Genomic DNA, 19,648 nt, shown 5'->3' on the forward strand with positions numbered 1-19,648 from the left:
CCAACCACCACACGTGAAAGGCATAAATCCAGACTACTCCGGATAACCGTCCGGATCACCTGCCCCCTGCATCAGCCCCGGATAAGTTGGCGGGCCAATTCCACCGCCCCGTGGACTGGGGTTTGCTTAAGGATCCGGATCAACGACGGATCTTCCAAGGAAACCTTTCGGCCAACTGACCCGGCAAGTTGGGTGTGGTTCACCAACAAACTGCCTGCCATGACCAGAGGCAGGTCCAAGCCAAGCTCTCCCAAGACCTGCCTGGCCAGCGTGGCCAGATGATGGGCTGCCTCTGCCTGGATCCGCAAAGCGGCCGGATCGCCTTCAGTTGCCAGTTCAAGGACCAACGGAGCGAGCACAGCCCAGTGGTCCGGCTCAGGCTTCGCATAGAAGGAGTCCATGAGTTGCAACGCATCCACACTGGCCGTTGCGGCCATGAGCGCGCGGACAAGAGTGCCGGGTTCCAGCCCTGCGTAATACTCCCGCAGCGCCTCGCGCACGGCATCACGCACCACCGAATAGCCGCCGCCTTCATCGCCCAGCAGGTAGCCGTATCCACCGCTGCGTGCTTCGCGTCCGTCATGGTTGCGGCCCCACGCCACCGATCCGGTGCCCGCAACCAGGACAACACCGGCGTCGAGGCCGGCCGCCGCGAGCACGATCCGCGTGTCATGGACCACGTCTATACGGGCGCCTGGGAAGTGCTCCGTGAGCAGGGCGGACAGGACTGCCCGGCTGGCCGGGGTGTCCGCGCCGGCTGCTCCTGCGCACACGGCCTCGATTCCGCCACCGACGCTTGCGGCAATCCTCCGCAGGACGGCATCGGCGCCCTGATGGCCCACTGAGGAAAGGTTGGCACTGGCTTCGGTAATCTCTACGCCGTCCGTGGAAACGGCCCCGCTCTGCTCTTCGCTCGTGAGTGCACCGCCTGAGCGGACGGCGTGCGTCTTGGAACCGCCAATGTGCAGGCCCAGAACTGCGGGCGTCACCGGATGGCCGCCGCTTCATCGTTTTTTACTGAGGGACCGGCAGGGGTGCCGGCTTCGTCGTCGGGCCATTTGCCGCCGTTTTCCCAGAACTGCTGTATTTCCTCCAACTGACGTCCCTTCGTTTCGGGTGCGAACTTTCGGACAAACATAAATCCGAGGATAGCCAGAACACCGAACACTGCGAAGGTTCCGGCTCCTCCGAGTCGCTGGAGCATCGTCAGGAAGAACGCGGCAACCAGCACGTTGGCCACCAAGTCCGAGGTCAGCATGGCGCTCGCTCCGAGGGAACGCAGCCGCGAAGGAAAGCTTTCGCCGGCGTAGACCCAGACCAGGGCGCCGAAGCCGAAAGTGAAACCGACGGTGAAAAGAAGGACGCCGAGGAAGCCCAGCACAGTGAGCAGGCCGCCGAAGTTCTGTCCTGCCATGAAGACCCCTACCAAGAGGACATTGGCCAGCACCATCATGCCGATGCCCGTCAGGAGCACCGGGCGGCGCCCCAACCGGTCCACCAGGGACAGGGACACGAAGACGGCAAACAACGCTGCAACCTGGACTGCTGCAGGGAGGAGGAGCAGCGCAGCATTGCCGCTGAAGCCCATCGCTTCGAAGATGCGGGGACTGTAGTACACGACTGCATTGATGCCTGTTATCTGGATGAAGAAGCCCAGGCCCACCACGAACACGGTTGCTCTCAGGTAGGGAGTACGAAACATTTCGCGAAGGCCACCCCCGCGTTCTTCACTGATAGCCCGCTGCATCTCTGCGAGTTCGGCCTCCACGTCACTGTCCGGCTCGATGGCGGAGAGCGTCCTCCTGGCTTCTGCAGTCCGTCCGCGCATCATGTACCACCGCGCGGTATCCGGGAGTTTGATGACGATGGCCAGGACAATGACTGCCGGGACCGCGGCCAAACCCAGCATCCACCGCCAGGAACCGGTGCCGGCCAAGGCATAGGCGGCCACATAACCCACAATGATTCCTATGACCGTTGCCACTTGGTAGGCCACCAGGAGGGCGCCGCGAACTTTGGCCGGCGCTGACTCAGCGACGAAAACCGGGACGACCACCACGGACACTCCGATGGTCAGGCCCAGCAGGAGCCGTGCGATCAGCAGGGTGGGTACATCGTTCGACATTGCGCTGAGTACGGCGAAGAGCGCGTAACCCACGGCGAGGCCCACCATGCAGGCTTTGCGTCCAAGGCGGTTGGAGAGCCAGCCGCCCACCAGTGCGCCGAGGACTTCTCCTGCAACGACGGCGGTCGTCACCAGTTCCTGCTGGGAAGTGGTGAGGTTGAACTGCTTGGTGATGAAGAGGAGTGCACCGGCAATATTCGACATGTCGTAGCCGTAAATCACTCCGACGGTCGCGGCAGCGCCGCCCACCAGGAGCCCGAGCCGGGGTGTTTGCCGTAGGTCGTGCAGGATCGACATCTTTGTCCTTGAATCTGTGGAAAAGTAGGGTCTTGCCGGATTGGTTCCGGAATTGGTTTAGACCAACCTGCTCAAGATTGGCATAGGCCAATAGTGTTGTCTACAAGTAGGATGTCCAATATGTCCACAGACGTCGGAGCGGCAACGCCCAAGTACTACCTTCTCAAGACCGAAGTACTTGGCCTGATCGCCGGCCTCCAGCCCGGCACGCTCATCCCCACGGAGCGTGCGCTCGCCGAGCAATACGCGACGTCACGCACTACCGTCAGGCAAGCAATCAGCGAGCTCGTGGCAGAGGGGAAATTGGGTCGCATCCAGGGGCACGGCACGTTCGTCGCGCCCCCGAAAGTGACGCACGTCAGGCAGTTGACGTCCTTTTCCGACGACGCCCGCAATCAAGGTTTGCGCCCGGATTCCAGGGTGCTTGCCCTCGATGCCGTGAAGTCTGACGCCGACGTCGCAGCCCACCTGGGTCTTGACCAAGGCGATCCGGTAACCCGGCTTGAGCGCATCCGCTTGATTGACGGGGAACCACTGGCGCACGAGATGGCCTGGCTGCCCGGCAAGCTTCCGAGATTCAAGTCGAACCTCGCCAAGGCGGGCTCGCTGTACGCCGTATTGGCAGATGTCTACGGGATCCATATCGCCGACGTCGAGGACACCGTGGAAACCGCCCTGGCTGGTCCGGCCGACGTCAGGTTGCTGGGAATCGAGATGGGGGCGCCCTTGCTGGTGGTTCATCGCCTGGCACGCGACGCCGCTGGAGCCCCTGTGGAGTGGACCCGCAGCGCCTTCCGGGGGGACAGGTTCCGGTTCGTATCCCGCGTGAAGTCCGGAGCCTGAAGTGGCCAACTCGTCCTCGGGTGAGTCGGTTATCCGGCGAGTAGTCCGGTTGGTAGGAGCGTTCGATGACGCCCACCGCACCATGAGCGTCGCCACCTTGGCCCGGCGTTCAGGGCTCCCTGTCACAACGACGTACCGCCTGGTGGACGAACTCCTCGCCGAAGGGTTGCTGGAGCGGGAAGCAAGCGCCGAGGTTCGCATCGGCACGCGGCTGTGGGAGCTCGTGTCCAGGAGCTCCCGGATGGTTGGTCTCCGTGAAGCGGCCCTGCCCTTCATGGAGGACGTACAGTCGGTGGTCCAGCATTCCACCACCTTGGGGATCCTCGACTCCGACGAAGTTCTCTACATCGAACGGATCGGCTCGCGGGATTCCATGGTGGACATCACCAAGGTTGCCGGCCGCCTGCCGGTTCACGGAACCTCCTCCGGCTTGGTACTGCTGGCCTATTCGCCGCCCGCCTACCAGGACCTGTTCCTGGCGGGAACCCTGGAGAAATTCACCGACGCCACGCTCACCAATCCCACTGAACTCCGCCGCCATCTGGCGGGCATCCGGCAACGCGGATTCGCTTCGATGCCAGGGATCATCGTCCCCGAATCCAGCGGCATCGCAGTCCCCGTCTTCGGGCGTGCGAATACAGTGGTCGCCGCCCTGAGCGTCGTGGTCCCAAGGAACGAAGAAAACGCCGCTACCCGGGTGCCGGTCCTGATGACGGCGGCCCGCGGAATTTCCCGGGCACTCGGATGGCGCGGAGAGCTCAAAGGCGCCCTCCGTCAAAGCAACGGAAGCATCTGATTCCCGTTCATCGGTAACGCTGTGGTTCCACTCACACCCACGCTGGCAGAGTGGAAGCCAGCAGGGCATTTCGCCCGGTAACCACACACACGGCCCCTTGGGCTCCGTTCCGTGCTGCCCTGCGCCTCAACCAGGTTTCAGCAGCCGCAATGCCGCGGCAGGAGGAGTTGGTCATGGAGACCGCAACGCACGCACATCAGGAACCCATAACCCGGCGGGTCGCCGGCAAGGTGGCCATCATTACCGGGGGCAGGGGAGACCTTGGCAGCGCAACGGCCCGTTTGCTGGCCGATCACGGGGCCACCGTTGCCAGCCTGGACCGGGCCGGAACGCCCGCCACAGCCAACCACCCCGGCATTACCGAGTACGACGTCGATGTCACCGATGAAGCCAGCGTTGCGGAAACCGTCCGGCTGCTCAGCGCAGAACTCGGTACGCCGGATGTCCTGGTCAATGCGGCAGGAATCATCGGGCCTGCCGGTGCCAGCAACACCGCCACGATGGAGGACTTCAACCTCATTTTTGACGTCAACGTCAAAGGTGTCTGGCTCCTGACGAAGTACGTCGTTCCGTCCATGATCGAGAAGAAATCCGGCAGCATCATCAACTTTTCCTCCATCCATGGACTGACCGGCGGGCGAAACGTGCCGCTGTATCACGCGACCAAAGGAGCCGTCCGCCTCCTCAGTAAGTCCGACGCCGCAGCTTATGGCACCTACGGCGTGAGGGTGAACTCCATCCACCCTGGCTCCATGAACACCCGCATGAGCAGGCGCTCGGCCGAACAGTCGGACATCGGCGCGGAGGCGTACTACAAGCAGTTGGTCGGTGGAAACCCGATTCCCCGGCAGGGTGAGCCGGACGAGATCGCCTATGGCGTTCTCTACCTCGCTTCCGATGAGTCCCGGTTCACCACCGGTTCCGAGCTGGTCATCGACGGCGGATACACCGCGGTCTGAGACACCCCACCACGCCCTAAGAGAGGTACCACCATGAAATTCCTGAACTCCACACCCTCCGATACCTACGACGTCGTCGTCGTAGGTTCCGGCGCAGGCGCCCTGACCGCAGCGGCGACGGCCGCACGTGCCGGTAAGTCCGTCGTCGTGCTCGAAAAAACTGACGTGCTGGGCGGCACCTCTGCCGTGTCGGGCGGCATGCTGTGGGTGGCCGACAACCACCACGCCCGCGAAGCGGGACTGAGCGACTCCAAAGAAGCTGCCGCACAGTACGTCCGGGCCGTGGCGCGCGGACGGAGCCGTGAAGAGCTCTTGGACGCTGCGCTGAACTACGGGGACGCCATGCTCCGTTTCACTGAAGACGAATGCGGCGTCCGTTTCATCTTCCTCGATAACTTCCCGGACTACCGCCAGGATTTGCCGGGATCCGTGGAGGGCGGCCGAACGGTTGAACCCGAACTATTGAACATCCGCGAAGCGCTCGGCGAGCTTGCTGTCCATGTGCGCTCTGATGGCCGGGCTCCGTTCACCATGCAGGAATACGAAACCTGGGGTGCATTCACCAAGTTCCCTTGGGCGGAGCTGGGCCAACGGCAGGAAGAGGGGCTTGTTGCCAAGGGCCAGGCGCTGGTTTCGATGTTGTTGGCGAGCCTGATCCGTGATGACGCAGCGCTGGTGGTTGGTGCCCGCGGGCACCGGCTGTTGAACGACGGCGGCAAAGTAGTTGGCGTCCAACTCGAGTCGGGCGAAACTTTCCATGCCAACGACGGCGTCGTCCTGGCTACGGGCGGATTCGAATGGGACAAGGCCCTGGCGGATTCCCTGTTGGCCTCGCGCCTGTACATCATGTGTTCGCCTCCCTCGAATACCGGCGATGGCCTCAGGATGGCACAGCGGGTAGGGGCACAAACGAGGGGAACCCGGGAAGCATGGTGGGCGCCGATGTCCATCACGGGGGACACCAGGGACGGCGCGCCGGTTGGAACACTGCTTCGCTTCGAGCGACAGGGACCGGGTTCGCTGATGGTCAACCGGCACGGCCGCCGTTTTGCCAACGAGTCCCAGAACTACAACGACCTCGCGCGCTGCCTGCAGTCTTGGGACTCGCCCAACAACCAGACGTTGAACACCCCGGCACACGTGGTGTTCGATCACAGCTATCTGGAACGGTACGGGGTCCTTGCACATCGGGCGGGCCAGCCGACTCCGGCTTATTTGATCGAGGCTTCCACCCTTGAGGAACTTGCTGCCAAAATCGGTGTCCCTGCAGAGAACCTTGCCGCTACTGTGCAGCGTTTCAACCACTATGCGGTCAAAGGCGAGGACCCCGACTTCGGCCGCGGTGAGAGCGCCTACGACAAGTACTGGGGCGACGACGACTGCCCGTGGCCCAACCCGTCCCTGGGTCCGCTCCACACTGGTCCGTTTTACGCAATGGAGGTTGTCAACGGTGCCTTCGGCAGCAACGGAGGCGTCGCCACTGATGGTTTGGCAAGAGTGTTGGACGTGGACGGCCAACCCATCCCTGGACTGTTCGCCGCCGGAAACACCACGGAGAATGCCTACGCTGCAGGCTACCCGGGGGCCGGTGCAACCCTGGGCCCCATCATGACCATGGGCTACCTGGCCGGCCGCACCATCGCGGGCCAACCGGCAGATTACGCCGCCACCGACGTCCGGGCGGGAGTTGGAGCATGATCCGCCACGCCGTGCTCTTCAAGTTCAAGGACGACTTCCCCGATGCGGACAAGGCTGCCTGGATAGAGGGGTTGAACCGGATGGACGGCAATATTCCCGGGCTCGTGAAGCTCACCCACGGCGCCGACGTACTCCGCCACGACCGTTCCTTCGATTACGCCATTGTGGCTGACTTCAATTCCGTGGAGGACATCGAAGCCTACAACACGCACGCGCTTCATGAACCACTCAAGAAGTACTCGTTTCCCAACAGCGAGCAGATCATTGCCGTTGATTTTCCGCTATAGCTTTCGAGCTGTTCGAACCTGCGCATTCAAGGGAGAATCGCCATGTCAACATCAACCCAGCAGCCTTCAACGTTGCGCAAGACCCCTGGTAAAGCGGCCCTCGCCTCGTTCCTGGGAAGCACGCTTGAATACTACGACTTCTTTATCTACGGCTCCGCCGCTGCGTTGGTCTTCGGGCCACTATTCTTCCCGTCCGAGGATCCCGCCGTCGGCCTGATCGGCGCCTTCGCCACGTTTGGCGTGGCGTATGTGGCCCGTCCGGTGGGTGGGCTGGTGATGGGCCATTTCGGTGACAAACTCGGGCGGAAAAAGATTCTGCTCATCACCCTGGGCGTTATGGGACTCGCCTCCCTCGGCATCGGCTTCCTGCCCAGTTACAGCCAGATCGGCGTCTGGGCACCCATCCTGTTGGTGCTTGGCCGCCTGGCCCAGGGATTCTCCGCCGGCGCCGAGTCTGCCGGTGCTTCCACGCTGACTTTGGAGCACTCTCCGGAAGGGCGCCGCGGGTTCTTCACCAGCTTCGTGATGACCGGGTACGCCTCCGGGATGGTACTTGCCACGCTCGTGTTCATCCCTGTTGCTGCGTTGCCGACTGAAGCCCTCATGAGCTGGGGATGGCGCATCCCCTTCTGGTTGTCCATCGTTGTCCTGGCCATCGCATACTGGGTGAGGACGCACTTGGACGAGACACCCGTGTTCGAGGAAGCCAAAGACCGGCAGGCGGTTGCACCCATGCCGCTCCGGGAAGTCCTGCGCTTCCAATCTGCAGACGTGCTCCGCGTAGTTGGAATGTCCATCATGTCGGTCATGCAGACAATCTTCACGGTGTTCGGGCTCTCCTATGCAACCGGCGCTGCAGGGTTCGACAAGGCGGCGATCCTCACTGTCAATGCCGTTGCCATTGGTTTGTCGATGTTCGTGATGCCCTTGACTGCCAAGCTGTCCGACCGGGTGGGCCGCAGGCCGCTCCTCCTGACGGCAGCCATCGGGTGCTCAGTGACGATCTTCGCCTACTTCGGGGCGTTGTCCACCGGCAACATTCTTTTGGTCTTCGCCGCGGCCTTTGTCAACATGACCTTGCTGTACTCGTGCTTCAACGGGATCTGGCCTGCCTACTTCGCTGAGCTCTTTGCCGCCCCGGTCCGGTATTCCGGTATGGCATTGGGGAACCAGCTGGGTTTGGTGGTGGCGGGTTTCGCTCCCCTGATCGCGGGCCTGCTCCTTGGCAAAGGCCATGACGGCTGGCTCCCCGTGGCTTGTTTCGCGGTCCTGTGCATGGTGATCGCCGGCGTTGCTGCCTTCTTCTCGCGGGAGACGGCCAAGACGCCTATCGAAGATCTGGGCGAGCCGTATTGGCGGGGAGTCTCAGCCCGGAACGGGGCCTAGCAATCAGGAAACCGCAGCCCCGGCAGTTGCCAGCAACGTGTTGCGCACGAACTGTGCGCTGGGTTCGGCGTAGGTGGCAACAATCCGGCTGAACAACGCCGTACCTTCGGCCCCGGGCCAGTCCGCAGGCAGGAATGCCGCCGGCAACCCGGGGTCGAGGTAGGGAATGATCCGCCACCGGTCAATGCACTGGACATACGTGGAAAAGGCGTCAGGGGAAGGCTCCACCACACCGCCAGTATGCACCTGGCTGTCTGGCCCTTGATCGCTGCCCGAACCGTGCTCACGGATAAAATCCTTGTGCAATCCGGCTACTGCGTCCAGGTCCCACCACTTGGACGCAACATCCCGGAGGCTGCCAACCACCAGCGGGGTTTCGGTCACGAAGATGGTGGCCATGGCCCGCAGCTCAAGATCGGCCAGAATTTCCTCTACTTCCACGCGCAACGAGTCCGGGCAGATCCACAGGCCTGCGGCCACGGTCCCGCATCCGATCCAGTGGAGCCTGCGCCGAAGCTGGTGCCGTTTCTCGCGCTCCGTCTCCGGGATGGAGAAGGAGATCAAGCACCAGGGATCAGATTCCGACATGCTGCGGGGGTTGTAGATCCGGCGGTCGCCGCGGGCCAACATGGTTGCAGCGCCCTCGGTGAGTGTGAAGCCGGCGACACCATCGCGGGCCTCCTGCAACACAACATCCTTTTTGCGCAGCCTGCCCAAAGCGGTCCGGGTTACTGTTCCGGACGTCCCCAGCGCTTCCATGAGGTTCACTATGTCCTTGGCGGACATCCACCCCCCGGCATCACGCAGATACAGGCCAATGACGGTACGGAGCAGCGAGGTTGTACTCCCTGGGCGGGAGTCCATGTCGTCAAGGACGGCACTCATTTCCGGCTCACAGCAGTTCCGAGAGGGCATCACGGATGGCCGCGACTCCCAGCTCGACTTCGGCATAGCTGGTGCTCAAGGGTGACAGGCCGATGCGCAGGCCGTGGGGAGGCCGGAAATCGGGGATGACGCCTTTCTCCCACAACGTGGCAGTGACATCAGCGAAGAGCGGGTGGTCCACGGTGATGTGTGAGCCACGTTCGGCAGGATTCCGGGGGCTCACGATTTTCGCACCAAGTGGCACCAGGTACTCCTCGGAAAGCGCGATCGCGTACTCGGTCAGCTTGATCGACTTCCCACGGACGGCATCCATTCCCACCGTGGCGATCAGTTCAACCATGTCCTTGAGCGGCTGCATGGCCAGCACCGGAGGCGTTCCGGTGATGAACCGGCGCATGCCCTGCGCCGGCTGGTACGAGTCCGTCATTCCAAACGGGTTATCGGCACCCATCCAACCCCAGATGGGTTGCTGCAAACGATTTTGCTGCGAAGCGCTGACATAGGCGAAAGCGGGTGAGCCGGGCCCGCCATTGAGGTACTTGTAGGTGCAGCCGACGGCGAGGTCCACGCCCCAAGCGTCCAGTTCCAGGGGCACGGAGCCAACGGAATGGCACAGGTCCCACAGCATCAGGGCCCCTGCTTGGTGCACCTTTGCGGTGATCGCCTTGGCATCTGCCAGGAACCCGGAGCGGTAGGCGACGTGGCTGAGGACCACGACGGCGGTCCGCTCGCCCAATAGTCCGTCCAGGTCTTCCGCCCGGACACCGCTGGCAGGGTTGGCGGCGATCCACTTGATGTTCGCGCCCCTCTCCTTGGCGATGCCTTCGATGATGAACCGGTCGGTGGGGAAGTTATCGCGGTCGATGATGATTTCATCCCGGCCGGGCTGGGCGTCCACGGCCGCGCGGATCATCTTGTACAGCATGACGGACGTTGAATCGCCAACCGTGGTCTGTCCCCGGGCGGCACCAAGCGCTACTTCGCCGATGCGGTCACCGACGGCAGTGGGCTCGTCCATCCATTGCTCATCCCAACCACGGATGAGGCGGCTGCCCCATGCGTCGTGGACGAAGGAGGCGAGGTTTCCTGCCGTAACCTTCAGCGGGCGCCCCAGCGAGTTGCCGTCCAAATAGGAGGTGAGCTGGTCGGCGTCGGGCGCGTAGAAGGCGTCACGCTGCGCGGCGAGGGGATCGGCGGCATCCAATTCGGCCGACGTTGGCCGTTGGGTTTGCTGTGCTGTGGTCATGGTTCCTCCTGCGGAAAGTGTCGGACGGGCGGTGCCCGTGCTGGTGCTTAGTTGCCGATTTCGGTTCGTACGGCGTAGAGCTCGGGGAAGAAGGTCAGGTCCAGTGCCCGCTTGAGGAAGTCCACGCCGGAGGATCCGCCGGTGCCCACCTTGAAACCGATGGTGCGCTGGACGGTCCGGAGGTGGCGGAAGCGCCAGGCCTGGAAGTTGTCTTCAATGTCCACCAGGTCTTCGCAGGCTTCATAGAGGCCCCACGGGGTGTCGTCCGATTCGTAGATCTTTTGGAAAATCGGGACGAGGTCTTTGCGGAAGGTCCATGGTTCACTGGTGTCCCGCTCGAGGATGTCGGCAGGGATGTCATAACCGGCGCGCGCCAGGACCCGCAGGAACGCGTCGTACAGCGTGTGTTCTTCCAGCAGGCTGCTGAGCAGCTGGTGGGCTTCGGGTTCGCTTTCGAAGACGCGCAGCATTCCACGGTTCTTGTTGCCCAGCAGGAATTCGACGCCGCGGTACTGATACGACTGGAACCCGGATGAGCTCCCCAGGAAACCACGGAACTGGGCGTACTCGCGGGGAGTGAGGGTACCGAGGACGGACCACTGCTCAGTCATGGTGCGCTGGATGGCCTTTACCCGGGCGATGCACTTCAGGGCCTTGCCAAGGTTGTCAGCATCGAAGAGCCTCCGGGCTTCCAGCAGTTCATGCAGGACCAGTTTCAGCCATAGCTCGCTGGTCTGGTGCTGGATGATGAACAGCAGTTCATCGTGGTGTTCAGGCTCGCTGAGGGGGTGCTGGGAGCTGAGCAGGCGGTCAAGGTCCAGGTACCCGCCATAGGACATAGCGTGCCGGAAATCAGTTCGGACGGTGTCCTCGATATCGCGGACGCTCTGGGCGGAATGGACTGTGGGCTTTTCCATGCCTTGAGATTATCACTTACATGACGAACGTCAAGAGATTGATTTCAACTGGCTGGGCTGCTCGGGTCCCGTAGGCTGAACTTCAACCGCTGGGAGGGGGAGTGGACATGGGTACCGAGGAAAACGCCGTTGTGCCAGTGTCAATCTATTTGGACGTCGACGGCGTCGTGAACCCGTTCAGCCCTATGGGCACCACTGATTGGGGTAACGAATGGACCTTTGCCGACGCCGGCATCCTTGATGTCGCCTTCGCGCCGGAACTGGTAGCCGAACTCAATGACCTTGCCAAGTATCCTGCCGCGCGTTTTGTCTGGCTGACCACATGGGAGCGCCTTGCTCCGGAGTTCCTCTGCCCCGCCATCGGGCTTAAAGGACAGGACTGGCCGGTCCTTTCCAGCCAAGGCTGGGACCAGGGCTCGGAATGGTGGAAGCTCGTAGCCCTCCAAAAGGATCTTGCTGCCACCGGCAGCGAGCGGATTATTTGGCTGGACGACCAGCTCAGCCAGGAATCCGATGCCCTGTCCTGGGCTGAATACCAGCAGGACCGTGTGCTTTGCATCTCACCTGATCCCCGCAAGGGACTGTCCCGTCGCGACCTTGCGGCCGTGCGGGCCTACCTGGGGTGAATCGCAGCTCCGGTACGTTTGTCCACTCACGGTAAGGCACGTAGGATTCTTAAGGTTTCAAGCCCGCCAGAGTGAATCCCGCAAGCCGAGTCAGTTGAACAATTGCTGAACTATGCTGTGGATGGCAGGTATGGGGAAGTGAAACTGCTGAACGTCGACGACTCTGCAGATTGGGCAACAGGTGGATATCACCTTCATGGTCGCGCTGGTAATAGCGTTGGCCCTATTCTTTGACTTCACCAACGGTTTTCACGACACTGCCAATGCGATGGCTACGCCCATCGCTACGGGGGCGATCAAGCCCAAGACGGCTGTCGCCCTGGCCGCCGTGCTCAACCTCGTCGGCGCCTTCCTTTCCACGGAAGTGGCCAAGACCATCTCCGGCGGACTGATCCGGGAAGGCTCTGACGGCATTCACATCACTCCCGACATCATCTTTGCCGGACTCATGGGGGCAGTGCTCTGGAACATGGTTACTTGGCTCAAGGGCCTGCCATCAAGTTCCTCGCACGCATTGTTCGGCGGCCTGATCGGCGCAGCGGTGGTGGGCATCGGATTCCACTCCATCAATTTTGAAACCGTGCTGCAGAAAGTGATCCTGCCAGCCATTTTCGCGCCCCTCATTGCCGGTCTGGTGGCATACATCTGCACCCGGCTCGCCTATGCGCTGACCTCGCGGCATGATCCGGAAACCGGCGACAAGCTCACCCAGAAGCGCGGCGGATTCCGTACAGGACAAATTTTCACGTCGAGTTTGGTGGCCCTCGCGCACGGCACCAATGATGCCCAGAAGACCATGGGCATCATCACCCTTGTCCTTATCGCCGCCGGCACCCAGACTCCGGGCAGCGGACCCCAGTTCTGGGTTATCGCAGCCTGCGCTTTTGCCATCGCCATCGGTACCTATGCAGGCGGCTGGCGCATCATCCGGACTATGGGATCGGGCCTGACCGAAGTGAAGCCGGCCCAGGGATTCTCCGCAGAAACCAGCACCGCGTCAGCTATTTTGGCTTCTTCGCACCTGGGCTTCGCCCTCTCCACAACCCAGGTCGCATCAGGTTCCGTCATCGGCTCGGGCCTTGGCCGCAAGGGCACGTCGGTCCGATGGGGCACTGCCGGCAAGATCGCCCTTGGCTGGCTCTTCACACTCCCGGCCTCGGCCATTGTTGGTGCGTTGACAGCCCTGCTGGTCGGCACCGGAGTGGTGGGCGTCATCATTGCCGCCGTCGCTGGCACGGCGGCGGTCTTGTTCATGTTCGTTGTCTCGCGGAGGTCCCATGTTGGCCACCACAACGCAGTTGAGGTCGAAGAAGCCGGGCACGCTGTCCGTTTCCGGAAGAAAAAGAAGTCACGAAAGACCACGCCGAGTAAGGATGCGCAGCGATGAAATGGTTGGAATTGCTGCAGGTAGCTGGAGTCACCCTCTTCTCCGCGGTGACACTGGTGGTCCTTTATTCACTGGGGGTCCGCCTCACGGCCATCGCCGGTGACGCACAGCAGAAGTCGCCAGGGCTCATGCGTTCCCTTGCCTACGCGTGCTTCGCTGTCTGTGGCGCGGCTGTGCTGTTCGGCATTTACCTCATTGTTCCGTACTTCGGAAAATAGCCGGCTCTCTGGCAGTCACGTCCATTCGGGAGAATAATCAGCAGTGTGGTCATACACATGACTACGTGGTTGTGATCCGGCAGATGTGGGGCTGTCATGAAGTGCCAATCCCGAAGCCACATCATCGGACTGGCGCTGGTTCCGGTCTTGATGCTGAGTCTGTCTGCCTGCCTTCCACCCTCCTCTGATGGCGTCCCGCCAGGTCCTGGATCAGCGTCCTCCTCGGACGGTACGTCGGCGCAAACCCTGCCGTCCGTCGTCGTTCCTACGGCCAGTCAACCCGTTGGTCCGGCGGGTCCTGGCGCACCCCAGGCTGAAGCGCCCGTCGTCCGGTGGGTCCCCATCGGACCGGTCGGACCCAATGACCCGACGTCAGGCCAGCGATACCTCCTCCTCCAGCAATTCCAATGCGACGCCTTGACCCAGAGCGTGGAAGGCGCCGATGACGCGGCCGTCTGGTTGGCAGGCGCTGCCGTGTGCCGCGCCTTGCAAAGTGGCAGCCAGCAGGACTGGCAACGGGCGTCCATCGCGGTCGCCGCCACGCCGAGGATTCCACAAACCCAATGCCTCGAATTCAGGGTGGCTGCCACGTCCGCCGCACTGCTCGCCCAGCACCGAAGCAATCCGGGCGCAACCTTCAAGGTGGAACCGGGCCAGGGCGAAGCATGCCCGCGGCAGCTGGTTGGTTTGACCGTGGTAGACGACGAACTCAGGCCGGTTCCAGGAACGGCACGTGCCTCCGGCCCTCGTTCGGGCGGCACCATTGTGCGTTTGGACGGCTACTACGTACGGGTGGGCGACGTCCTGTTCGACGGCGTTCCTGCCGATGTTGAGTTTGTCGGCGACAGGAATGACTACGGCACCATCCAGCTGCGGATGCCACCGGCAAATGGACGGGACTCCGTTCGTATTTCCATCACGGACACCGTGGACGTCGCTGGAACCGTGACCTTCTACTATGACGATTCCACGCCTTCCGGCAGCCCCGCTCCGTCCGAAACGGCTGGCACCGCACCGGCCACGGGGGCGCCCAGCGGTACGGCCCCGCCCACATCGACGTCCGGCGAAGCAACCCCGACGGCCGCCCCGTGAGCACGGTGCAGGAGCCCGAAGAGCGAAGCATCATCAACACCCGTTGGCAGAGGACCCTTGAAGTCCTCTCCGTCATTGGTCCGCCGTTGACGGTTGCCACGGCTTTGCTGGTCTACTTCGGTTGGGCACGTACGGATGCGCAGGCCAAAGCAATGGGCCTCGATGTCAGCCTGTTCGGCTACACGGTCCAGGACTTTATCCTCAGGAGCATCCAATCGCTGTTCCAGCCGTTGGCCTGGCTGGTGGTCATTGGTTTGCTCTGGCTCATGCTGGACCGGGCGGTGTCCCGTCTCCTTGAGGCGGGCCGGCACAGGAAGCCTGTCCGCCTGACCGCCACCATCGTGATGTTTCTCGGCTTTGCCTATGCGGCAGCGATGTGGTTGGCGATCTCGGCGCGTCCCGGGCAAATCGTGCTTTACGCCCCGTTCCTGATCGCTGGAGGCCTCGTCGTCGGGGCGTGGGGACTCAGTGTGCGCCGCCGGGCCGTAGAACCCTCAGGGCGCGCCCTGCGCATCACGCCCAGGGCCCTTGAGAGGTCCCTGGTGTTCGTACTCGTCACATTGCTGCTCTTCTGGGGCACCTCCGATTACGCCCAGGCCTTGGGGCGGGGCGCAGCCCTCGATTACCAGGAGCGGTCCAGCCTGCTGCCCACCGCCGTCGTCTACAGCAAGGAGCGGCTTGCGGTTACGGCACCCAACGTCCAGGAGGAGTCGGCCGGATCGGAGGCGGCACCGCTGTACCGGTATACGGGGTTGCGGCTGCTGGTGGTCAGCGGGGGACGGATTTTCCTCCTGAACGACGGGTGGTCCCTGGCGCGGGGCCGCGTTGTAGTCCTGCCGGACGACGGCAGTGTCCGCGTGGAGTATGGGAACCCGGCCGCGGACTGACTAGTCTGGCCACATGTCGACCTTCCAGTACTACGTAGCATCCACCATCGACGGCTTCATAGCCTCCCCGGAGGACGACCTAGGGTGGCTCCTGCAGTTCGACCGGGTTGAGGGCGTGAACGAAAGCATCGAGTCCTTCATGGCGGGCGTCGGTTGCATCGCCATGGGTGGAGACACCTACCGCTGGCTCATGGAGCATGAACCGGGCAAGTGGCCTTACCCGGACACGCCCTGCTGGGTCTTCACCCACCATGAGTACTCGGCTCCGGCGGGCTCGGATATTGCTTTCGTCCGCGGTGACGTGCGCGAGTTCGCGCCGGACCTGCTCAAGGACGCGGGTGGGAAGAATGTGTGGCTGGTGGGCGGAGGCGACCTCGTGGCGCAATTCGCCAATGCCGGCTTGCTCCAGGAGATGATTGTCACCATCATCCCCGTGGTGTTGGGCGCAGGAAAGCGTCTCTTGCCGCTTGAGGGCCCGACGGCGCCCCTTGAGTTGATCTCGCACAAGATCCTTGGCGGGGCCGCGGCCGAGTTGCACTACCGGTTGCCGCAGCGCCCGGTTTAGGCGCCCCGCTTTCAACAGTCCCGGGGTTCAGTGGCGGTTGTCCCGGATCATGTTGGTGATCCGGGCAGTGGAGAGCCGGCGGCCCTTCTCATCGGTGATGACGATTTCGTGCGTGGCCAAGGTGCCGCCGAGATGGATAGCCGTGCAGGTACCTGTCACCAGCCCGCTGGCCACGGAACGGTGATGGGTTGCCCCCACCTCGATGCCCACTGCGTGCCGGCCCCTGCCGGCGTGAAGCGACGCGGCGAACGATCCCAACGTCTCGGCGAGGACTACGTGGGCTCCGCCATGGAGGATGCCCGCAACTTGGGTGTTTCCTTCCACGGGCATGGTGGCCACCATGCGCTCCGCGCTCATTTCCGTGAACCGGATACCCAGTTTCACCACCAGGGCACCAACACCATGAGCCGAGAGCCAATCGTGGAACGCTTCGGGTACACCTGCCTCGTTGAGCTCATCGGCAAACGGGTTCGGCGTGAAATTGTCCATCATGCCAACTAGGCTGGCACCTGTGAGTGAAACAACCAAACCGGACCAGGTTCCAACGGCCCAAGCTGCTGCCATCGCGACAGCACCCACCCCTTCTGCCACAGCATCCGCCAGCACCGTGGGGGAGGGCCGGCCCAGGTTGCTGGTCCTGGACGGCCACTCCATGGCGTTCCGGGCTTTCTACGCCCTGCCGGCTGAAAACTTCTCCACGGCCAGGGGGCAGTACACCAACGCCGTACACGGGTTCACGTCCATGCTGATCAACCTGATCAAGGACCAGAAGCCAACCCACGTAGCCGTGGCATTCGACGTTTCCGACGACACCACTTTCCGCAAAGCCGAATACAGCGAATACAAAGGCGGGCGCAATGCCACGCCTGCGGAGTTCGCCGGGCAGATCGGCCTCATCGCCAAGGTCATGGAAGCATGGGGCATCAGGACCATCGCCATGCCCGGTTACGAAGCCGATGACGTCCTGGCCACACTCGCATCACAAGGCGACGCCGCGGGCTTCGAGGTCCTGCTGGTGTCCGGCGACAGGGACGCGTTCCAGCTGATCAACGACAACGTCTTTGTGCTCTACCCCAAGCAGGGCGTGAGCAATATTCCCAGGATGGACGCTGCAGCCATCGAGGAGAAGTACTTCGTCAAGCCCGGCCTGTACTCGGACCTCGCCGCGCTCGTCGGCGAAACAGCGGACAACCTCCCCGGCGTTCCGGGCGTAGGCCCCAAGACGGCCGCCAAATGGATCAACCTCTACGGTGGCCTTGAAGGCATCCTCGAAAACCTTGATTCCATCGGTGGCAAGGTGGGCGGAGCCCTCAAGGAGAACCTTGAGAACGTCAAGCGCAACCGCAGGCTCAATCGCCTGCTGACGGACCTCGAGCTGCCCCTGACGTTGGCAGACCTGCACGAGCCCCGTCCGGACCGCCAGGCGATCGAGGATCTTTTCGAGGAACTCGAATTCCGGACGCTCCGCACGCGGCTGTTCGATCTCTACGGTGACGACACCGCCGGGGAGGCCCCGGACACCATCGATGCCCCGGAATACTCCGCCCTCACGGATGCCGCGGAACTTGAGTCCTTCTTCGCAGCCGGCTCCGGTGTGCGCTCGGCGCTGGCAGTGCAGCTCGTCCCCGGACGCATCGGGGATGACGCGAGTGCCCTGGCTGTTGTCAGGAGCAACGGGGCGGCCTACATCGACCTGACGAGTCTGGACGCTGCAGCTGAGTCGGTCTTGGCCCGGTGGCTCAGGGATCCCGAGGAAGCGAAGGTGCTGCACGAGTTCAAGTCGGCCCTGAAGGCCCTTCACAACCGTGGCCTCGGCCTGGAAGGCGTGGTGGATGACACCTCCATCTCCGGCTACCTGATCCAGCCGGACCGCCGCAGCTACGATCTCGCCGAACTGGCCCAAGTGCACTTGAAGATCTCACTTGCCACGGCCGCCGCCCAGTCCGGGCAGCTGGAGCTCGACCTCTCGGGTGAAACAGACCAAGCTGCCGCAGCAGCGCTCGTCCAGCATGCCGCCGTCGTGCATGCGCTCAGCAAGCACTTCGAAACTGAACTTGCCGATATCAAGGCCGATGCCCTGTTGACGACGCTCGAACTTCCGGTGGCACGTGTGCTGGCGCAGATGGAACTGACCGGCATCTTTGTGTCCACGGACCGCATGGACGAGCAGCTCGCTGACCTTACCAAGGTGATCGAGAACGCCCAGGAACAGGCTTTTGCTGCGATCGGGCACGAGGTAAACCTCGGCTCGCCCAAGCAACTGCAGACAGTCCTCTTCGAGGAATTGGGACTGCCCAAGACCAAGAAGATCAAGTCTGGCTACACCACCGATGCCGCTTCCTTGAAGGGCTTGCTTGAGAAGACCGGACACGAATTCCTGGTCCAGCTCATGGCGCACCGTGAGTCCTCAAAGCTGGCCCAAATGGTGGAGACGCTCAAGAAGTCCGTGGCCGATGACGGCCGCATCCACACCACTTACGCGCAGAACATCGCCGCCACGGGCCGTATTTCGTCCAACAACCCCAACCTGCAGAACATCCCGGTGCGCAGCGAAGAAGGCCGGCGGGTTCGTGGAATTTTCGTGGTCAGCGAAGGCTACGAGTGCCTGTTGTCAGCGGACTACTCGCAGATCGAAATGCGCATCATGGCGCACCTTTCCGGCGACGAAGCCCTGATCCAGGCGTACCGCGACGGAGAAGACCTTCACCGCTTCGTGGGTTCCCGGATCTTCAACGTGGAGCCGGCCGAAGTCACCAGCGCCATGCGGTCCAAAGTGAAGGCGATGTCCTACGGCCTCGCGTACGGACTCACGTCCTTCGGCCTCTCCAAGCAGTTGGAGATCTCAGTGGACGAGGCCCGGACGCTCATGAAGGACTACTTCGACCGCTTTGGCGGCGTACGCGACTACCTTCGTGGTGTCGTCGACCAAGCCAGGACGGACGGCTACACGGCCACCATCGAAGGCCGCCGCCGTTATCTCCCTGACCTGACGAGCACCAACCGCCAGGCGCGCGAGGCAGCAGAACGCATCGCCTTGAACTCGCCCATCCAAGGCTCTGCTGCAGACCTCATCAAGCGAGCCATGCTGGGTGTGTCCGCCGAGCTCGCCAGCCAGGGCCTGAAGTCGCGGATGTTGCTGCAGGTCCACGACGAACTGGTCCTGGAAGTTGCTCCAGGAGAGCGCGAAGCCGTGCAGAAGCTTGTCATCGAACAGATGGGTTCAGCAGCCGAGCTGTCAGTCCCGCTCGATGTCCAGATCGGCGTTGGCTCCAGCTGGTACGAAGCCGGGCACTAGTCCGGTCCGTGAATTCCGGGTATCGGGGGGGGGGGGGGGGGCCGGCGCCGGGGGGGGGCCCGGCGGCCGGGCGGGGGCGGGGGCGGGGGGGGGGGGCGCCACCGGCGCAAACCCCCCAAACCAAAAAAAAAACAAAAGG

At 62.8% G+C, this 19,648-nt stretch carries 19 protein-coding genes; 13 read left to right on the forward strand and 6 right to left on the reverse strand.

The window, feature by feature from the left end; all coding sequences use genetic code 11:
- Nucleotides 1-71 precede the first annotated feature (71 nt).
- Together LN996_RS15725 and LN996_RS15730 are read right to left on the reverse strand one after the other, a co-directional pair.
- Nucleotides 72-989, reverse strand: a complete 918-nt coding sequence (locus tag LN996_RS15725) for a BadF/BadG/BcrA/BcrD ATPase family protein (protein WP_231341296.1) — start codon at nucleotides 987-989, stop codon at nucleotides 72-74.
- Nucleotides 986-2,422, reverse strand: a complete 1,437-nt coding sequence (locus LN996_RS15730) for a sugar porter family MFS transporter (protein ID WP_231341297.1) — start codon at nucleotides 2,420-2,422, stop codon at nucleotides 986-988. The genes LN996_RS15725 and LN996_RS15730 overlap by 4 nt, the downstream gene beginning before the upstream one ends.
- Nucleotides 2,423-2,533: 111 nt before the next feature.
- Between LN996_RS15730 and LN996_RS15735 the strand changes: the two genes are divergently transcribed.
- From LN996_RS15735 to LN996_RS15760, 6 genes are all read left to right on the forward strand, one after another.
- Nucleotides 2,534-3,265 (forward strand): GntR family transcriptional regulator, encoded by a 732-nt coding sequence (locus LN996_RS15735; protein WP_231341298.1) that lies wholly within the window; start codon nucleotides 2,534-2,536, stop codon nucleotides 3,263-3,265.
- 1 nt (nucleotide 3,266) lies between these two features.
- Nucleotides 3,267-4,061 carry an IclR family transcriptional regulator gene (locus LN996_RS15740; protein WP_231341299.1) on the forward strand — a complete coding sequence of 265 codons (795 nt, stop codon included), beginning with the start codon at nucleotides 3,267-3,269 and terminating at the stop codon, nucleotides 4,059-4,061.
- 173 nt (nucleotides 4,062-4,234) lie between these two features.
- Nucleotides 4,235-5,020, forward strand: a complete 786-nt coding sequence (locus tag LN996_RS15745; RefSeq protein ID WP_231341300.1) for an SDR family NAD(P)-dependent oxidoreductase — start codon at nucleotides 4,235-4,237, stop codon at nucleotides 5,018-5,020.
- A 33-nt stretch (nucleotides 5,021-5,053) separates the two neighbouring features.
- Nucleotides 5,054-6,718, forward strand: a complete 1,665-nt coding sequence (locus tag LN996_RS15750; protein ID WP_231341301.1) for an FAD-dependent oxidoreductase — start codon at nucleotides 5,054-5,056, stop codon at nucleotides 6,716-6,718.
- Nucleotides 6,715-7,005, forward strand: coding sequence for a Dabb family protein (locus LN996_RS15755; RefSeq protein ID WP_231341302.1), 291 nt, complete (start codon nucleotides 6,715-6,717; stop codon nucleotides 7,003-7,005). Before LN996_RS15750 ends, LN996_RS15755 begins: the two co-directional genes overlap by 4 nt.
- 42 nt (nucleotides 7,006-7,047) lie before the next feature.
- On the forward strand, nucleotides 7,048-8,391 hold the full coding sequence (locus tag LN996_RS15760) for an MFS transporter (protein ID WP_231341303.1): 1,344 nt from the start codon (nucleotides 7,048-7,050) through the stop codon (nucleotides 8,389-8,391).
- Nucleotides 8,392-8,394: 3 nt separating this feature from the next.
- On the opposite strand, the gene LN996_RS15765 is transcribed toward LN996_RS15760, so the two are convergent.
- The 3 genes from LN996_RS15765 to kynA are packed head-to-tail and all read right to left on the reverse strand — an operon-like array spanning nucleotide 8,395 to nucleotide 11,439.
- Complete coding sequence (locus LN996_RS15765) at nucleotides 8,395-9,276, reverse strand: PaaX family transcriptional regulator C-terminal domain-containing protein (RefSeq protein WP_231341304.1); 882 nt, start codon at nucleotides 9,274-9,276, stop codon at nucleotides 8,395-8,397.
- Nucleotides 9,277-9,283: 7 nt separating this feature from the next.
- Nucleotides 9,284-10,522, reverse strand: a complete 1,239-nt coding sequence (kynU, locus tag LN996_RS15770; protein WP_231341305.1) for a kynureninase — start codon at nucleotides 10,520-10,522, stop codon at nucleotides 9,284-9,286.
- Between the two features lie 47 nt (nucleotides 10,523-10,569).
- Nucleotides 10,570-11,439 carry a tryptophan 2,3-dioxygenase gene (kynA, locus tag LN996_RS15775; RefSeq protein ID WP_231341306.1) on the reverse strand — a complete coding sequence of 290 codons (870 nt, stop codon included), beginning with the start codon at nucleotides 11,437-11,439 and terminating at the stop codon, nucleotides 10,570-10,572.
- A 107-nt stretch (nucleotides 11,440-11,546) separates the two neighbouring features.
- On the opposite strand from kynA, the gene LN996_RS15780 reads away from it, so the two are divergent.
- The 6 genes from LN996_RS15780 (at nucleotide 11,547) to LN996_RS15805 (ending at nucleotide 16,214) form a co-directional block, all read left to right on the forward strand.
- The gene (locus LN996_RS15780) at nucleotides 11,547-12,065 is read left to right on the forward strand and encodes an HAD domain-containing protein (RefSeq protein ID WP_231341308.1); all 519 of its coding nucleotides are present in this window, start codon (nucleotides 11,547-11,549) and stop codon (nucleotides 12,063-12,065) included.
- Nucleotides 12,066-12,246: 181 nt separating this feature from the next.
- Nucleotides 12,247-13,452: an inorganic phosphate transporter gene (locus LN996_RS15785; protein ID WP_231341310.1), complete on the forward strand. Its 1,206-nt coding sequence runs from the start codon at nucleotides 12,247-12,249 to the stop codon at nucleotides 13,450-13,452.
- Nucleotides 13,449-13,670: a hypothetical protein gene (locus LN996_RS15790; protein WP_159699835.1), complete on the forward strand. Its 222-nt coding sequence runs from the start codon at nucleotides 13,449-13,451 to the stop codon at nucleotides 13,668-13,670. The genes LN996_RS15785 and LN996_RS15790 overlap by 4 nt, the downstream gene beginning before the upstream one ends.
- Nucleotides 13,671-13,766: 96 nt before the next feature.
- Nucleotides 13,767-14,762, forward strand: coding sequence for a hypothetical protein (locus LN996_RS15795; RefSeq protein ID WP_231341312.1), 996 nt, complete (start codon nucleotides 13,767-13,769; stop codon nucleotides 14,760-14,762).
- Nucleotides 14,759-15,649 (forward strand): hypothetical protein, encoded by an 891-nt coding sequence (locus LN996_RS15800; RefSeq protein ID WP_231341315.1) that lies wholly within the window; start codon nucleotides 14,759-14,761, stop codon nucleotides 15,647-15,649. Before LN996_RS15795 ends, LN996_RS15800 begins: the two co-directional genes overlap by 4 nt.
- A 13-nt stretch (nucleotides 15,650-15,662) precedes the next feature.
- Nucleotides 15,663-16,214, forward strand: coding sequence for a dihydrofolate reductase family protein (locus LN996_RS15805; protein ID WP_231341317.1), 552 nt, complete (start codon nucleotides 15,663-15,665; stop codon nucleotides 16,212-16,214).
- 27 nt (nucleotides 16,215-16,241) lie between these two features.
- On the opposite strand, the gene LN996_RS15810 is transcribed toward LN996_RS15805, so the two are convergent.
- Complete coding sequence (locus tag LN996_RS15810; protein ID WP_231341324.1) at nucleotides 16,242-16,706, reverse strand: hotdog fold thioesterase; 465 nt, start codon at nucleotides 16,704-16,706, stop codon at nucleotides 16,242-16,244.
- A 160-nt stretch (nucleotides 16,707-16,866) separates the two neighbouring features.
- Here LN996_RS15810 and polA point away from each other — a divergent pair, with 160 nt between their 5' ends.
- A complete protein-coding gene (polA, locus tag LN996_RS15815; RefSeq protein WP_231341334.1) occupies nucleotides 16,867-19,509 on the forward strand; it encodes a DNA polymerase I in 2,643 nt (880 codons plus the stop codon).
- Nucleotides 19,510-19,648: the final 139 nt, after the last annotated feature.

The sequence above is a fragment of the Arthrobacter sp. AK01 genome, from assembly GCF_021109375.1.
Taxonomy (GTDB): Bacteria; Actinomycetota; Actinomycetes; order Actinomycetales; family Micrococcaceae; genus Arthrobacter.

Excerpts from the sequence above, each read along its gene's own strand:
- LN996_RS15730 (WP_231341297.1), bottom strand. The coding sequence starts at position 2,422 with ATGTCGATCCTGCACGACCTACGGCAAACACCCCGGCTCGGGCTCCTG.
- LN996_RS15735 (WP_231341298.1), top strand. The coding sequence starts at position 2,534 with ATGTCCAATATGTCCACAGACGTCGGAGCGGCAACGCCCAAGTACTAC.
- LN996_RS15745 (WP_231341300.1), top strand. The coding sequence starts at position 4,235 with ATGGAGACCGCAACGCACGCACATCAGGAACCCATAACCCGGCGGGTC.
- LN996_RS15750 (WP_231341301.1), top strand. The coding sequence starts at position 5,054 with ATGAAATTCCTGAACTCCACACCCTCCGATACCTACGACGTCGTCGTC.
- LN996_RS15755 (WP_231341302.1), top strand. The coding sequence starts at position 6,715 with ATGATCCGCCACGCCGTGCTCTTCAAGTTCAAGGACGACTTCCCCGAT.
- LN996_RS15760 (WP_231341303.1), top strand. The coding sequence starts at position 7,048 with ATGTCAACATCAACCCAGCAGCCTTCAACGTTGCGCAAGACCCCTGGT.
- LN996_RS15765 (WP_231341304.1), bottom strand. The coding sequence starts at position 9,276 with ATGAGTGCCGTCCTTGACGACATGGACTCCCGCCCAGGGAGTACAACC.
- kynU (WP_231341305.1), bottom strand. The coding sequence starts at position 10,522 with ATGACCACAGCACAGCAAACCCAACGGCCAACGTCGGCCGAATTGGAT.
- kynA (WP_231341306.1), bottom strand. The coding sequence starts at position 11,439 with ATGGAAAAGCCCACAGTCCATTCCGCCCAGAGCGTCCGCGATATCGAG.
- LN996_RS15780 (WP_231341308.1), top strand. The coding sequence starts at position 11,547 with ATGGGTACCGAGGAAAACGCCGTTGTGCCAGTGTCAATCTATTTGGAC.
- LN996_RS15790 (WP_159699835.1), top strand. The coding sequence starts at position 13,449 with ATGAAATGGTTGGAATTGCTGCAGGTAGCTGGAGTCACCCTCTTCTCC.
- LN996_RS15795 (WP_231341312.1), top strand. The coding sequence starts at position 13,767 with ATGAAGTGCCAATCCCGAAGCCACATCATCGGACTGGCGCTGGTTCCG.
- LN996_RS15805 (WP_231341317.1), top strand. The coding sequence starts at position 15,663 with ATGTCGACCTTCCAGTACTACGTAGCATCCACCATCGACGGCTTCATA.
- LN996_RS15810 (WP_231341324.1), bottom strand. The coding sequence starts at position 16,706 with ATGATGGACAATTTCACGCCGAACCCGTTTGCCGATGAGCTCAACGAG.
- polA (WP_231341334.1), top strand. The coding sequence starts at position 16,867 with ATGGCGTTCCGGGCTTTCTACGCCCTGCCGGCTGAAAACTTCTCCACG.